Genomic DNA, 15,315 nt, shown 5'->3' on the forward strand with positions numbered 1-15,315 from the left:
AATTGTGGCAGGTGGCGGTGACGGGGTCCGGGAGCCCCGCGCCCGGGGCCGCGCCCCGCTTCCTCAGGCCTTGCCGAAGGCGTCGCCGGGGAAGGCGCCGGCCGCGAGGGCCTTCATGACGAATCCGCCGCCGAGTTCGGCGAGCCGGGCCAGGCCGTCCGCGCCGAGGTGCTCGTACGGGGCCGCGTCGAGGCGGTCGGTGTCCGTCTCGAGGCGCTCGCGTACGGCCTTGCCCTCCTCGGTGAGCTCGCCGTCTGCGTCGAGGATCCCGCGCTCGCGCAGCCGGTCGCCGGCGGCGTCGAGGTCGGACTGCTCCCAGCCGCGGATGGCCTTGATCCACTTCGGGGTCATGCCGCGGCCGGTGGCGGTGTGGCTGACCAGGGCCTCCAGCGGGTCCAGCCCGGCGAGGAGCAGGGCGGCGAGGTGGCCGTCGCCGCGGTGTTCGCGCAGCAGGGTGGTGGCGTGCCACAGGCGCAGGTGCGGCTCCTCGGGTACGGGGAGGTCGGCGTGGGCGGCGTACAGGGTCCGGGCGTGCCGGCTGCAGCCCTCGGTGGCGCGCAGGGCGAGGTCTGCGGCCTCGGCGAGCTCGGGGGACTCGACGGTCTCGTTGCCGAGCAGCCGGCGCAGGGTGCTGTCGGCGGCGCGCAGGCGGGCGTCGAGGGCCTGCCCGGGGGTGATCACGTCCCAGACGGCGGGCAGGTGCCGGGCGACGAAGTCGTGGCGGTAGTTGTAGAAGGTGGCGGTGACCGTCCCGGCTCCGACGGCGCCCATGGCGGCGGATCGCGAGGCGAGGTTCACGGCGGGCCGCTCGGTGACGCCGAGGGCGGCGAACTCCTTGCCCAGGTCGGGCGAGAAGTAGATGGTCGCGTGCAGCGGGTTGATCGCTGCATGCCAACAGTTGCGGGCGGCGCGCTCAGGAATCGTCATACCGCTCAGGTTACCGACCGCTCAGTATGTCGGGTAGTCCGGGGCGCAGTTGCCGTGCGCGAGATCGAGCCGATATGCCAACGGGGAGGCGTGGACATACCAGACGGCCGCACTCACTTTCTGGCCTTTCTTCGGCACTTCGCCGCACCGGGAGCCGGCGGTACCCGCACCCGGACCGGGCTCTTCGGGGACGGTGAGCGCCCGACTGCGCCGCAGCCCGGGCCCGGTGCGGCCGCCGGCCCGTGACGGCCGAATGGCGATCGTGTGACAGCAGGGGCCATGGACATGACGTGGGGGGTCAGGCGTGAATACGGTCGAACGACAAGGCCTTGATCGGAACCGACTCCCAACCCATTGGAGCCCTTCGTGCACCGCAAAGTCATCGCCCCGAGCGTGCTCGCCGCTTCCCTCCTGCTGGTGATCCCGGCGTCGGCGGCGAGTTCGGTCCAAGGGGCCCCGGGTATCGGTGATCCCTACTACCCGGCCAGCGGCAACAGCGGATACGACGTGTCCCACTACGACCTGCGCCTGCAGTACCAGCCGAAGACGGACCTGCTGGAGGGCACCGCCACCCTCCTGGCCACCGCCAAGCAGGACCTCTCCCGCTTCAACCTGGACTTCGGCCTGAAGGTCAGTGAGATCCGGGTCAACGGCGCCAAGGCGAAGTTCGCCACGTCCGGGGACCACGAGCTGGAGGTGACCCCCGCCCAGCCGCTGCAGAAGGACAAGCCGGCGAGCGTCGTCGTCAAGTACGCGGGAAAGCCCTCGGAGTTCAAGATCGACGGATGGTCGGCCTGGCAGCGCACCCCGGACGGCGGTATCGCGGCGCAGGAGCCCGACTCGGCCGTCTGGTGGTTCCCGAGCAACGACCACCCGCTCGACAAGGCCACCTTCGACATCTCGGTCAACGTCCCCGACGGTACGCAGGCCATCAGCAACGGCGTGCTCCAGTCGCAGAGTTCCCGGCTCGGCTGGACCCGGTACAACTGGCGCTCGAACAAGCCGCAGGCCACGTACCTCGCCACGCTCGCCATCGGCAAGTTCGACGTCACCACCGACAAGACGGCGAGCGGCCTGCCCATCCTCAACGCGTACAGCAAGGACCTCGGCGACAACGCGGGCGCGGCGCGCGCGAGCGTGGAGCGGACCGGCGAGGTCGCCGAATGGCTGGAGGGGGTCTTCGGGCCGTACCCCTTCAACGCCCTGGGCGGCTACGTGCCGAACGTGCCCTCCAGCTTCGCGCTGGAGACGCAGACCCGGCCGTTCTACAGCCCGAAGCAGTTCGCGAACGGCGCCAACGTCTCGGTGGTCGTGCACGAGCTGGCCCACCAGTGGTACGGCGACAGCGTCTCCGTCGACGGCTGGAAGGACATCTGGATCAACGAGGGCTTCGCCCGCTACAGCCAGTGGCTGTGGTCGGAGAAGGAGGGCGAGGGCACCGCGCAGGAGCTCGCCGACTGGGCGTATCAGCTGCGCGCGGCGGACGACCCGTTCTGGCAGGTCAAGCCGGGCGATCCGGGCCCGGACAACCAGTTCCACGGGGCCGTGTACGACCGCGGCGCGATCGCCCTGCAGGCGCTGCGCAACGAGATCGGCGACGAGAAGTTCTTCCAGATCCTCAAGGGCTGGCCGACCGAGCGCGCCTACGGCAACGCCAAGGTCGGGGACTTCGTCCGGTACGCGGAGAAGGTGTCGAACAAGCCGCTGGCGCAGCTGTTCGAGACCTGGCTGTACACCCCGGGCAAGCCGGCGTTCGCTCCGCCGGCCGCCACGGCCCCGGGCGCCACGGCCTCGGGTGCCGCCTCGCCGAGCGCCCGGTCGCTCAAGGCACCCGCCGCCAAGCCCGTGGAGCCGAAGTCCTGGAAGAAGATCGCCGAGACGAACACGATCCACGAGCACTGATCCGCGGTCGTCCGCGGACCCGCGCGCCGGCGCCCCTCAGGGGGCGGCGGCGCGCCACCGCTCCCGCGCCGCCCGCGCGATCGGCAGGTACCGCAGCCGTTCCGGCAGCAGCGGTACGAGGAGCCGTACGCCCGTGCTGAACCGCCGCAGCCGGCGCTCCTGGGCCGGGCTCCACTCCAGCCCGATGGCGGCGCGCGCGTCGGGCGGCATGTACCCGACGGTGACGAAGGCCCGGAAGTGCAAGAACGCCTTCCGGAGCACCGGCCAGGTGAGCCGCAGCAGCAGCCGCACCGGCAGCGAGCCGCCCTCGGGCCGGGGCAGCGGCACGTCCGTGGCGACCAGCTCGCGGGCGACCTTCGTGGGCTCGATCTCCTCGGACAGCATCCGGCGGTAGTAGACCCAGTACTCCTCGATGCTCTGCGGCATGTCCCGGTCGCGAACGCCGAGGATCCGGCCCACCTGGAGCCACTCCCGGTACAACTGCCGCTCCTGGGCGGGGGTGAAGCGGCGCAGCAGGTAGCGCCCGGCGTACAGGTAGATCGGGAAGCCGGTGGCGTGCACCCAGGAGTAGCAGGCGGGGTCGAGGGAGTGGTAGCGCCGGCCCCGGGTGTCGATGCCCTGGATCTCCTTGTGCAGGCGGCGCACCCGGCGGCCCTCCTCGGCGGCCTCCTCCCCGCCGTACACCCACAGCTGGACGGAGCGCAGCGAGCGCTCGCCGCGCCCCCAGGGGTCGGTGCGGAAGACCGAGTGCTCGTCGACTCCGGCCCCGATCGCGGGGTGGGCGACCTGCATGGTGAACGCGGCGGGGAGCATCAGCAGGGCCCGGATGTCGCCGGAGATGGTCCAGAGCACCCCGCCGGGGGCCGGCGGCTCGGGATCGGTGCGGCGCGCGGCCGTCGGTCCGGGTGCGGGAAGCCCTGTTTCGCTCATGGTTCCAGTATGCGAGTGCGAGACGTCCGCTCCCGGACAGAAAGTCTTGTCACGGGTGTTACCCAGAGGTAACCGCGGCTGCTTGGATGACGGAGTCGATCTCCCCCCTGCAGGAATGATGGAGACCTCATGCTGCCCACCAAGCCCCGCCCGGGTCGTGCCGCCGCCACGGCCGTTGCGGTGATCGCCGTCGGTGCGCTGGCCGCCACCAGCGCGCCGGCCGCCTCGGCCGCGGAGAGCGCCGCGGCCCCGCGGCTCAGCGTCCTGACGTACAACACGTTCCTGATGAGCAAGAACCTCTACCCCAACTGGGGCCAGGACCACCGCGCTTCGGAGATCCCCAAGGCCTCCTTCTTCCAGGGCCACGACGTGGTCGTGCTCCAGGAGGCCTTCGACAACGGCGCCTCGGACGCCCTGAAGTCCAATGCCTCGGCGCAGTACCCGTACCAGACCCCGGTCGTCGGCCGGAGCAAGAGCGGCTGGGACGCCACGGGCGGCGCGTACTCCTCCACCACCCCGGAGGACGGCGGCGTCACGATCCTGAGCAAGTGGCCGATCATCCGCAAGGAGCAGGTCGTCTACAAGGACGCCTGCGGCGCCGACTGGTGGTCCAACAAGGGCTTCGCCTACGTGGTGCTGAACGTGGGCGGCACCAAGGTGCACGTGGTCGGCACCCACGCCCAGTCCACCGACCCGGGCTGCGGCGCGGGTGAGGCCGCGCAGATGCGCGCCCGCCAGTTCAAGGCGATGGACGCGTTCCTGGACGGCAAGAACATCCCGGCGGACGAGCAGGTCATCGTCGCCGGCGACATGAACGTCGACTCCCGCACCCCCGAGCTCGCGTCGATGCTCGCCGATGCCGACCTGGCGAACTCCGACACGCGCACGGGTCACCCGTACTCCTTCGACACCGCGCTGAACTCCATAGCGAACTACCGCTACCCGACCGACCCGCGCGAGGACCTGGACTACGTCCTCTACCGCAAGGGCAACGCCCGCCCGGCGGGCTGGGAGAACAACGTGGTCAAGGAGCAGTCGGCGCCCTGGACGGTCTCCAGCTGGGGCACCTCGTACACGTACACCAACCTCTCCGACCACTACCCGCTGATCGGCCGCTAGCCCACGCTCCCGCGGGTGCCTCCGCGCGACGGGCCCCCGCGGGACCGCCCCTGCACGCAGCTCAGCCGAACCGGTCCTTCGGCTCGAACCGGTTGAGCTGCGCGAGGGCCTGGATCTCCTCGGGGCTGAAGCGGGGCTCCGGGATCCTCCCGCCCTCGTCCGGTGGGCGGCGCTGCGCCCACCGGACAGGGCCGTCCGGGCTACACGGCCCCGGGCGCTGCCTCGTGCGGGCCCTCGTGCGGCTCCTCGTACAGACCGTCGATCAGGGCTCCGTACTTCTCCCGGACCACCCGGCGACGCAGCTTCAGCGACGGGGTGAGCTCCCCGGTCTCCGGGCCCCACTCCTCCGTCAGCAGCCGGTACCGCTTGATCTGCTCGGTCCGGTTGAGCCGGGCGTTGGCCGCCTCGACCGCGCGGGCGACCTCCTCCCGGACGGCCGGGTGCGCCGCGAGCCCGGCGAGCGAGCCGGCCTCGATGCCGCGCGCCGCCGCCCACGCCGGGGCCAGCTCCCCGTCCAGCACCAGCAGGGCGACGAGGTAGGAGCGGCCGTCACCGTGCACCAGGGCCTGGCCGATCAGCGGATGCTCCTTGACGGTGTTCTCCACCAGCGCCGGAGAGACGTTCTTGCCGTTCGAGGTGATGATGAGTTCCTTCTTGCGGTCGGTCAGCCAGAGGAACCCGTCCTCGTCGAGGCGGCCGATGTCCCCGGTCGCGAACCAGCCCTCGGTGTCGTGCGCGCTCTCCACCGACCCGTCGGGCCGCAGGTAGCCGCCGAAGACGGTCCCGCCGCGCGTGAGGATCTCCCCGTCCTCGGCGAGCCGCAGCTCCAGCCCCTCGATCGCCTGCCCCACCGAGCCCAGCCGGAAGCCGTCCGGGCTGTTGACCGTGCACACGCCCGAGGTCTCGGTGAGCCCCCAGGCGTCCATGATGGTGATGCCCCAGCCCGCCCAGAACCGCACGACGTCGATCGGCATCGGCGCGGTGGCGCTGGCCGTCCACCGGAGCCGGTCCAGCCCGGCCAGGCCCAGCAGCGGGTCCAGCACCTGCTCCTTGGCGCGGGCGTACGAGGCTTCGAGCGCGGCCGGGATCTGCTCGCCGCGCTCCCGGTGGCCGGCCCGGGCGCGGGCGAGGTCGTTCGCGGCCTCGATGGCCTCCCGCTGCGCGGCCGGAAGCTGCGCGAGCACCGCCCGTACGGACGCGGCGAGCTTCTCCCACACCCGGGGCACGCCGAAGAACTGCACCGGGTGCAGCTCGCGGACGGCACTCCCCACGGCGGCGGGGTCGGCGACGAGCCGGACGTGGGCGGCCCGCAGCAGCGGCAGGTATATGCCCAGGATCCGCTCGGCGATGTGCGCGAACGGCAGGTAGCAGATGTGCTCGGCGTGCTCGGGCAGGTCCACGCGCCGGTCGAGGCGGACGGACTGGAGCATGATGTTGCGGTGGGTCAGCCGGACGCCCTTGGGGTCGCCGGTGGTGCCGGAGGTGTAGACGACGGTCAGCGGGTCCTCGGGGCGGGACTCCTGCCAGGCCTTCTCGAAGGCGTCGGGGCGGTGCGTGCGGGCGCCGCTCGCGTGCAGGGAGCCGTACGTGCGGTGCGCACCCGCATCGGCGGCCTCGGCCACGACCAGCCGCTCCAGGGGCACCTGCGCGTCGGCGAGCAGCGGTTCCCACCGGGCCAGCTCGCGGGCGCCCTCGAGGAGGGCGACCCGGGCCCGGCTGTGGCGGGCGATGTGGGCGATCTGCTCGGGCGCGGAGGTCCCGTACACGGTGACGGGGACGGCGCCGAGGTGGACGAGGGCGAGATCGCTGAGCCAGTGCTCGGGGCGGTTGCCCATCATGATCAGGACGTGTTCGCCGCGTTCGATGCCGAGGGCGGCGTATCCGGAGGCGAGGACGGCGACCTTGCGGCGGACCTCGGTCCAGCTGAGGGTCGTCCAGCCGTCGCCCTCGCGCCACGAGAGGGCGGGGAGATCCCCGTACTCCGCGGCGTTGCGCGCCAGCAGTGCGGGGAGGGTGAGCTCTTCGGGTCGTCCGGGCAGTCGCAGTTTCGTGGTCATGGGCAGCTCCTGGCCGTTTCACATCGTTGGTGCGACAGCAATACTGTTGAAGCTGTACTTACGAACGGGTACGCGCGGAACAGAGAGCGAGGCGGCGACCATGACCACCCGGGCACCCGAACCCACGCTCACCGTGGACGAGCTGGCCGCCCGGGCGGGTGTGACCGTCCGCACCGTACGGTTCTACAGCACGCGCGGGCTTTTGCCCCCTCCCGTGATCGGCCCCCGTCGGGTGGGCCACTACGGCCCGGAGCACCTCTCGCGGCTGGCCCTGATCGAGGAGTTGCAGCACCAGGGCATGACCCTGTCGGCCATCGAGCGGTACCTGGACGCGCTGCCGGACGACCTGAGCCCGCACGACCTGGCGATCCACCGGGCGCTGGTGGCCACCTGGGCCCCGGACTCGGCGCTGGAGTCCTCGCGGGAGGAGCTGGAGAAGCGGGCCGGGCGCACCCTGACGGACACGGACATCCGGCGGCTGACGGCGATGAACGTGCTGGCACCGGCCCCGGAAGGCTTCCGGGTGGACGTGGGGCTGCTGCGGCTGGGGGTCGCGCTGCTCGACGTGCCGATCGCGTACGAGACGATCCTGGTGGCGCGCAAGGTGCTGCTCGAGCACGCGCGGACGGCGGCGCACCAGCTGACGGCGCTGTTCCGGGACGAGGTGTGGGGCCCGTTCACGCAGGGCGAGAGCGATCCGGAGCGAGTGGAGTCCATGAAGGCACTGTCGGCGCACATGCAGCCGATGGTGGTCCAGGCGCTGGTGACGGCGTTCCAGCGGTCGCTGAAGGAAGAACTGCGGGCGGCGTTCGTCTCGGAACCGGAGGCGGGGAGGACCGACTGATCGGCACCTCGGTGCGGTGGACACGAGCGGGCAGTGTTGGACGGTCACCGACCCTGCAGGGCCTGGAAAGTGGACACCGCCCGGCGCGAGTCTGCGTGCCATGAATGTTGCACGTACCACCACGACGTCCCGCGCGCTCCGTGCCATGACGGTGCTGACCGCCGCCGCAGCCCTCTGCGCCACCGCCCCCACCGCCCACGCCGCGCAGGACACCGACCGGCGCGCGCCGGGGATCGTCGGCGCCTGGGCCCGTGCCTGGAACGGCACCGAACCCCAGGCGCTCGGCGCCCTGTTCACCGCCGACGGCACGTACACCGATGAAGCCGTGGCCATCACCTTCCGTGGCCGGACGGAGATCTCGGGGTGGAAGGCCCGCGCCGACAGCCTCATCGACAACGTCCGCGTCACCGTCCGCGCCGCCCACCGCGACGGCGACCGCATCACCGTCCGGGCCGTCTACTCCGGCCATCTCAAGGGCGCGCCCCAGCCCTTCGCCGTGCCGATGACCACCCTGCTCGACCTCGGCGGGAACCACTGCCGGATCGTCTCCGACCGGGACCACTACAGCCTGGCCGCTGTCCTGCGCCAGTCCGGCCTGCCCGCCGACTGGACCCCGCCCGCCGCCTGACGGCAGCCGGAGCGCACGCCCCGGGCCCGCTCGCGGGCGGGCCCGGGGCGCCGAGCTCAGTCGGCGTACGTCTCGCCGCGCTCGGCCTTCGCGACGAGCGAGGCCGGCGGGGTGAAGCGCTCGCCGTACTGGGCGGCCAGCTCGCGGGAGCGGGCGACGAAGCCCGGCAGGCCGCCCTCGTAGCCGTTGATGTACTGGATCACGCCGCCGGTCCAGGCCGGGAAGCCGATGCCCATGATGGAGCCGATGTTGGCGTCGGCGATCGAGGTGAGCACGCCCTCGTCGAGGCAGCGGACGGTGTCCAGGGCCTCGGAGAAGAGCATCCGCTCCTTCATGTCGATGAACGGGATGTCCGCGTCCGGCTTGGCGAAGTGCTCGCGCAGGCCCGGCCAGATGCCGGCGCGCTTGCCGCTCTCGTCGTACGCGTAGAAGCCGGCCCCGCCGCTGCGGCCGGGGCGGCCGAACTCGTCGACCATCCGGTCGATGACCGTGTCCGCGGGGTGCGCGGTCCAGGTGCGGCCCTCGGCCTCGAAGGCCTTGCGGCTCTCGTTGCGGATCTTGCGCGGGAGGGTGAGGGTGAGCTCGTCCATCAGGGAGAGCACCTTGGCCGGGTAGCCGGCCTGGGCCGCGGCCTGCTCGATGGAGGCGGGCTCGACGCCCTCGCCGACCATCGCGACGCCCTCGTTGATGAACTGGCCGATGACGCGCGAGGTGAAGAAGCCGCGCGAGTCGTTGACCACGATCGGGGTCTTGTTGATCTGCCGTACGAGGTCGAAGGCGCGGGCGATGGCCTCGTCGCCGGTGCGCTCGCCCTTGATGATCTCCACCAGCGGCATCTTGTCGACGGGCGAGAAGAAGTGCAGTCCGATGAAGTCGACGGGGCGCGAAACCCCTTCCGCGAGGCCCGTGATGGGCAGCGTGGAGGTGTTGGAGCAGAGCAGCGCGTCGGGGGCGATGACGTCCTGGATCTCCTGGAACACCTTGTGCTTGAGGGAGGTGTCCTCGAAGACGGCCTCGATGATGGCGTCGCAGCCGGCCAGGTCGGCTGCCTCGGCGGTCGGGGTGATCCGGGCGAGGAGTTCGGCGCGCTGGGCCTCGGTGCTGCGGCCGCGGGAGACGGCCTTGTCGAGCAGCTTCTCGGAGTACGCCTTGCCCTTCGCGGCGGCCTCGGGGGTGACGTCCTTCAGCACCACCTCGATGCCCGCGCGGGCGCAGGAGTACGCGATGCCCGCGCCCATCATGCCCGCGCCGAGGACGGCGACCTTGGTGACCTTGCGGGGCGCGATGCCCTGCGGGCGGCTGCGGCCGGCGTTGACGGCCTGGAGGTCGAAGAAGAACGCCTGGATCATGTTCTTGGCGGTCTGTCCGGTGACCAGCTCGGTGAAGTAGCGGGCCTCGATGGTCAGCGCGGTCTCGAAGTCCACCTGGGCGCCCTCGACGGCGCAGGCCAGGATGTTGCGCGGGGCCGGGTACGGGGCGCCGTTCAGCTGCTTCTTCAGGTTGGCCGGGAAGGCCGGGAGGTTGGCGGCGAACTTCGGGTTCGACGGCGTGCCGCCCGGGATCCGGTAGCCGGGTACGTCCCAGGGCTGCTTCGACTCCGGGTTGGCGTCGATGAAGGCGCGGGCCTTGGCCAGCATCTCCTCGGGGGTGGCGGCCAGTTCGTGGACGAGGCCGTTGTCGAGGGCGCGCTGCGGGTTGTACTGGGTGCCCTGGAGCAGGACCTTGAGCAGCGCGTCGGCGATGCCCATCAGGCGCACCGTACGGGTGACACCGCCGCCGGCCGGCAGCAGGCCGAGGGTGACCTCGGGCAGGCCGATCTTGGAGCCGGGGGCGTCGAGGGCGACGCGGTGGTGCGAGGCCAGGCAGATCTCGTAACCGCCGCCGAGGGCCGCGCCGTTGATGGCGGCCACAACGGGCTTGCCGAGGGTCTCGATGCGGCGCAGGGAGCGCTTGATCGCGGTGCCGGTGTCGAAGGCGAGCTGCGCGTGCTCGGGGCGCAGCCCGATCATGTCCTTGAGGTCGCCGCCCGCGAAGAAGGTCTTCTTGGCGGAGGTGTAGATGATGCCGCGGATGGAGTCCTTCTCGGCCTCGGCGCGGTCGGCGATCGCCGCGATGGAGTCCTTGAAGGCCTGGTTCATCGTGTTGGCGGACTGGTCGGGGTCGTCGAGGACGAGGGTGACGACGCCGGTCTCGTCCTGTTCCCAGCGGATCGTGGTGGACTCGCTCATGTTCGCTACTTCCGTGTCAGAGAGGAGGTCTGGGGGATACAGGACGCGGTTCAGAGGCGTTCGACGATGGTGGCGACGCCCATGCCGCCGCCGACGCAGAGGGTGACGAGCCCGTAGCGCTTGTCCTGGCGTTCCAGTTCGTCGATGACGGTGCCCAGCAGCATCGCGCCGGTGGCGCCGAGCGGGTGGCCGAGCGCGATGGCGCCGCCGTTGACGTTGACCTTGTCGAGGGAGACGCCCATGTCCTTGACGAAACGGAGCACGACGCCGGCGAAGGCCTCGTTCATCTCGATCAGGTCGATGTCGTCGATGGTCAGGCCGGCCTTGGCGAGGGCCTTGCGGGTGGCCGGGGCGGGGCCGGTGAGCATGATGGTGGGCTCGGAGCCGGAGACGGCGGCCGAGACGATCCGGGCGCGCGGCGCCAGGCCGTTACGCTCGCCCGCCTCGCGGGTGCCGATCGCGACGAGCGAGGCGCCGTCGACGATGCCGGAGGAGTTGCCGGCGTGGTGGACGTGGTCGATCTTCTCGATCCAGTGGTACTTCTGCAGCGCGACGGCGTCGAACCCGCCGAGGTCGCCGATGTCCGCGAAGGACGGCTTCAGCTTCGCGAGCGTGTCGGCCGTGGTGCCCGGGCGGACGAACTCCTCCTGGTCCAGGACGACCAGGCCGTTGCGGTCGGTGACCGGGACGACGGACTTGGCGAAGCGGCCGTCCTTGATGGCGGTGGCCGCGCGCTCCTGGGAGAGGGCGGCGTACTCGTCCACGTCGCGCCGGGAGAAGCCCTCGATGGTGGCGATGAGGTCGGCGCCGATGCCCTGCGGGACGAAGCCGGTGTCCCAGTTGGTCATCGGGTCGTTGAACCAGGCGCCGCCGTCGGAGGCCATCGGCACGCGGGACATGGACTCCACACCGCCGGCGAGGACGAGGTCCTCCCAGCCGGAGCGGACCTTGGCGGCGGCCATGTTCACGGCCTCGAGGCCGGAGGCGCAGAAGCGGTTCTCCTGTACGCCGGCCACCGTGTCCGGCAGCCCCGCGGCGATGGCCGCGATCCGGGCGATGTCGGAGCCCTGGTCGCCGACCGGGCCGACGACGCCGAGGACGATGTCGTCGATGGTGGCCGGGTCCAGGCCGGGGTTGCGCTCGCGCAGGGCGTGGATGAGGCCGACGACCAGGTCGATCGGCTTGGTGCCGTGCAGGGCGCCGTTGGCCTTGCCGCGGCCGCGCGGGGTGCGGATCGCGTCGTATACGTAAGCTTCGGTGCTCACTGGTCAAGCCTTTCGGGGAGGGGTCCGTGCGTTAGCCGAGGAGGGAGCGGCCGATGATCTCTTTCATGATCTCGGTCGTGCCCCCGTAGATGGTCTGGATGCGGCCGTCGATGAAGGCCCGTGCGACCGGGTATTCGCTCATGTAGCCGTACCCGCCGTGCAGTTGCAGGCAGCGGTCGGCGACCCGCTTCTGGAGCTCGGTCGCCCACCACTTGGCCATCGAGGCGTGGACGTGGTCCAGCTCGCCGTTGGAGTGGTCGACGATGCAGCGGTCCAGGAAGGTGCGGGTGACCGCGCACTCGGTGGCCATCTCCGCTATCTCGAAGCGGATGTGCTGGAGCTTGGAGAGCGGCCGCCCGAAGGCCTCGCGCTCCTTCACGTACCGGGTGGTGATCTCCAGCAGGTGCTCGGCGGCGGCGATGCCGGCCATCGCGATGCCCATCCGCTCCTGCGCGAGGTTGGTCATCAGGTGGACGAAGGCGCCGTTCAGCTCGCCGAGCAGGTTCTCCTTGGGGACGCGTACGTCGTGGAAGAACAGCTCGGCGGTGTCCTGCGCCTTCTGGCCGATCTTGTCGAGGTTGCGGCCGCGCTCGAAGCCCTCCGTGCCGCGCTCGACCACCAGCAGCGACAGGCCGTGCGCGCCGCCCTCCGGGGTGGTCTTGGCGACCACGACCACCAGGTCGGCCAGGATGCCGTTGGAGATGAAGGTCTTGGAACCGTTGAGCACCCAGTGGTCGCCCCGGTCCTCCGCGCTGGTCCGGATCCCCTGGAGGTCGGAGCCCGCACCCGGCTCGGTCATCGCGATCGCCGTGATCGTCTCGCCCGAGCAGAAGCCGGGCAGCCAGCGCCGCTTCTGCTCCTCGGTGGCGAGCGAGGTCAGGTACGGGCCGATGATGTCGTTGTGCAGGCCGATCGCGAGCCCGGCCGCCCCGGCCCGGGTGAACTCCTCGGCGATCACGGCGGCGTAGCGGAAGTCGGTGTTCCCGCCGCCCCCGTACTCCTCCGGGACGGCCAGGCCCAGCAGGCCCTGCCGGCCGGCGGCCCGCCAGGCCTCACGGCTGACGATCCCGTCCTTCTCCCACTGCTCGTAGTGCGGCAGCACCTCCTTGGTGAGGAAGGTGCGGACCGTTTCGCGGAACGCCTCGTGTTCGGCGTCGAAGATGCGGCGTTGCATCGGGGCCTCCTAGAGCCAGCTCTTGACGGTTTCGATCAGCCGGGCCGGCTCGGCACCGACGGGGGTGACGTTGAGCATGGTGACGCCCGCCTCCCGGAAGGCCTCGACCCGCTCGCGTACGTAACTCTGCGGCCCGCACAACGTCATGAGCTCGCAGAACTCGTCCGGGACCGCGGCCGCCGCATCGCGCTTGCGGCCGGAGAGGTAGAGCTCCTGGATCTTGCGGGCCTCCTCCTCATAGCCGTAGGCGACGGCGAGGTCGTTGTAGAAGTTCTTGCCGACCGCACCCATCCCGCCGACGTACAGCGCGATCTGCGGGCGCGCCAGGTCCCGTACGGCTGCTGCGTCCTCGCCGATCGCGAGCAGCCCGCCCGCCACGGTCTGCAGGGGTCCGAGCTCCGGGGCGCGCAGGGCCGCGCCTTCGGCGAGGGCGCTCCCCCACACCGCGTGGGCCTTCTCCGGGATGAACAGGGTGGGCAGCCAGCCGTCGGCGATCTCGGCGGTCATCCGCACGTTCGCGGGACCGAGCGAGGCGATGTACACGGGGATCGCGTCGCGGACCGGCCGGGTGAGGATCTTCAGCGGCTTGCCGTGCCGGCCGCCCTTCTCGGGCGGCAGCGGCATGTCGGTGATGCCGTGGTGGTCGATCGTCTCGCGGCGCCAGATCCGGCGGCACAGCTCGACCGTCTCGCGGGTCCGGCCGAGCGGCTTGTCGTACGGCTTCCCGTGCCAGCCCTCGACGACCTGCGGGCCGGAGGCGCCGAGGCCCAGCAGCGCCCGGCCGCCCGACATGGCGTCGAGCCCGGCCGCCGTCTGGGCGACGAGGGCGGGGGTGCGGGAGTAGACGTTGAGGATGGCCGAGCCGATCTTCATCCGCTCGGTACGGGCCGCCAGATAGCCCATGATCGTCGGGGAGTCGAAGCCCCAGGCCTCGGCGACCCACACGGCGTCGAGTCCGGCCGCCTCCAGCGCGGTCGCCTCGTCGGCGGCCCGGCGCGGGTCCCCGGAGTAGTCGAGCATCATGGAGAGTTCCATCAGGCGCCCTCGCCCTTCGCGGTCAGGCCCGGCACGTCCCAGTCGCGGGCCACGGATTCGGTGTCGGCCCCCGGCTGCGCCGGGCCCGAGGCCACCGCGACCGGTGTGGCCGAGAACCGGGGCGCGGGGGCGGGCTGGGTGATCCCGCCGAAGTCGGTGAAGGTCCCGCGGGCGGCCAGGTGCGGGTGGAGCGGCGCCTCGCGCAGGGACAGTACGGGTGCGACGCAGGCGTCGGAGCCCTCGAAGACGGCCGTCCACTCCTCCCGCGTACGGGACTTGAAGCGGGCGGCGACGGTCTCGCGGAGCTCGCCCCAGCGGGCCGTGTCCTTGCGGGCCGGGGCCCCGTCCTCGATGCCGAGCAGCGCCACGAAGGTGTCGTAGAACTGCTGTTCCAGCGCGCCGACCGCCATGTACCCGCCGTCGGAGGTCTCGTACGTGCCGTAGAAGGGGCAGCCGCCGTCGAGGAGGTTGGCCCCGCGCCGGTCCTGCCAGCCGCCGGCCGCCATCATCCCGTGGATCATGGCGGTGAGGTGGGCCGTGCCGTCGACGATGGCCGCGTCCACGACCTGGCCGGCGCCGCCCGGGGTGCGGGCGTGCTGCAGGGCCGCGAGGACGCCGATGACCAGGTAGAGCGAGCCGCCCGCGTAGTCCCCGACGAGGTTGGCGGGGACGGCCGGGGGCTCGCCCGGGTTCCCGATCATGCCGAGGGCGCCTGTGACGGCGATGTACGCGATGTCGTGCCCGGCGGTGTGCGCGAGCGGGCCGTCCTGGCCCCAGCCGGTCATCCGGCCGTAGACGAGCCCCGGATTGCGGGCGTGGCAGTCGGCGGGGCCGACGCCGAGCCGCTCGGCGACCCCGGGGCGGAAGCCCTCGATGAGCACGTCGGCCCGCTCGACCAGGTCCAGCACGCGGGCGGGGCCCTCGGCGGACTTCAGGTCGACCAGGACGGACCGCTTGCCGCGGTTGGTGACGTCGTACGCGGGATCGACCGCGAGCCCGCCGCCGCCGGGGCGGTCCACCCGTACGACGTCGGCACCGAGATCGGCGAGGAGCATCGCGGCGAACGGGCCCGGGCCGATGCCCGCCAGTTCGACGACGCGCACGCCCGCGAGCGGGCCGTTGCCGGGCACGTTCCCTGTCACTGCCATCGAGCCCCCAGCATCCCTGGCGCCACTGCCGCCACTGCCGCCACTGTGTGACACAACT

General features: G+C 71.7%; 12 protein-coding genes. 4 read left to right on the top strand and 8 right to left on the bottom strand.

Translation table 11 applies throughout. The annotated features are described in order from the left end of the window. Positions 1-63: 63 nt before the first annotated feature. Entirely contained in the window at positions 64-927 is an 864-nt protein-coding gene (locus tag OG299_RS08595) for an SCO6745 family protein (protein WP_266634934.1), read from the bottom strand. Between the two features lie 366 nt (positions 928-1,293). Between OG299_RS08595 and OG299_RS08600 the strand changes: the two genes are divergently transcribed. Next, positions 1,294-2,829: a M1 family metallopeptidase gene (locus OG299_RS08600; protein WP_266634933.1), complete on the top strand. Its 1,536-nt coding sequence runs from the start codon at positions 1,294-1,296 to the stop codon at positions 2,827-2,829. Positions 2,830-2,865: 36 nt separating this feature from the next. Here OG299_RS08600 and OG299_RS08605 read toward each other — a convergent pair whose 3' ends face one another. Next, positions 2,866-3,759 carry an oxygenase MpaB family protein gene (locus OG299_RS08605; RefSeq protein WP_327361115.1) on the bottom strand — a complete coding sequence of 298 codons (894 nt, stop codon included), beginning with the start codon at positions 3,757-3,759 and terminating at the stop codon, positions 2,866-2,868. Positions 3,760-3,888: 129 nt separating this feature from the next. On the opposite strand from OG299_RS08605, the gene sph reads away from it, so the two are divergent. Next, positions 3,889-4,878, top strand: a complete 990-nt coding sequence (gene sph / locus OG299_RS08610) for a sphingomyelin phosphodiesterase (protein WP_266634931.1) — start codon at positions 3,889-3,891, stop codon at positions 4,876-4,878. Between the two features lie 200 nt (positions 4,879-5,078). On the opposite strand, the gene OG299_RS08615 is transcribed toward sph, so the two are convergent. Continuing rightward, positions 5,079-6,935: an AMP-dependent synthetase/ligase gene (locus tag OG299_RS08615; RefSeq protein WP_266634930.1), complete on the bottom strand. Its 1,857-nt coding sequence runs from the start codon at positions 6,933-6,935 to the stop codon at positions 5,079-5,081. A 100-nt stretch (positions 6,936-7,035) separates the two neighbouring features. Between OG299_RS08615 and OG299_RS08620 the strand changes: the two genes are divergently transcribed. Together OG299_RS08620 and OG299_RS08625 are read left to right on the top strand one after the other, a co-directional pair. Beyond that, the gene (locus tag OG299_RS08620; protein WP_327361116.1) at positions 7,036-7,779 is read left to right on the top strand and encodes a MerR family transcriptional regulator; all 744 of its coding nucleotides are present in this window, start codon (positions 7,036-7,038) and stop codon (positions 7,777-7,779) included. Between the two features lie 100 nt (positions 7,780-7,879). Then, positions 7,880-8,407: a nuclear transport factor 2 family protein gene (locus OG299_RS08625; protein WP_327361117.1), complete on the top strand. Its 528-nt coding sequence runs from the start codon at positions 7,880-7,882 to the stop codon at positions 8,405-8,407. Between the two features lie 56 nt (positions 8,408-8,463). On the opposite strand, the gene OG299_RS08630 is transcribed toward OG299_RS08625, so the two are convergent. From OG299_RS08630 to OG299_RS08650, 5 genes are read right to left on the bottom strand one after another with little or no spacing between them, the layout of a single operon-like run. Further along, a complete protein-coding gene (locus tag OG299_RS08630) occupies positions 8,464-10,635 on the bottom strand; it encodes a 3-hydroxyacyl-CoA dehydrogenase NAD-binding domain-containing protein (protein WP_327361118.1) in 2,172 nt (723 codons plus the stop codon). 50 nt (positions 10,636-10,685) lie between these two features. After that, complete coding sequence (locus OG299_RS08635) at positions 10,686-11,900, bottom strand: acetyl-CoA C-acetyltransferase (protein ID WP_266634926.1); 1,215 nt, start codon at positions 11,898-11,900, stop codon at positions 10,686-10,688. A 31-nt stretch (positions 11,901-11,931) separates the two neighbouring features. Beyond that, positions 11,932-13,074: an acyl-CoA dehydrogenase family protein gene (locus OG299_RS08640; protein WP_327361119.1), complete on the bottom strand. Its 1,143-nt coding sequence runs from the start codon at positions 13,072-13,074 to the stop codon at positions 11,932-11,934. A 9-nt stretch (positions 13,075-13,083) separates the two neighbouring features. Then, the gene (locus OG299_RS08645; RefSeq protein WP_327361120.1) at positions 13,084-14,109 is read right to left on the bottom strand and encodes an LLM class F420-dependent oxidoreductase; all 1,026 of its coding nucleotides are present in this window, start codon (positions 14,107-14,109) and stop codon (positions 13,084-13,086) included. Continuing rightward, positions 14,109-15,257, bottom strand: a complete 1,149-nt coding sequence (locus OG299_RS08650; protein WP_327361121.1) for a CaiB/BaiF CoA transferase family protein — start codon at positions 15,255-15,257, stop codon at positions 14,109-14,111. Before OG299_RS08650 ends, OG299_RS08645 begins: the two co-directional genes overlap by 1 nt. Between the last annotated feature and the right edge of the window lie 58 nt (positions 15,258-15,315).

The organism is Streptomyces sp. NBC_01296 (assembly GCF_035984415.1).
Lineage (GTDB): Bacteria > Actinomycetota > Actinomycetes > Streptomycetales > Streptomycetaceae > Streptomyces.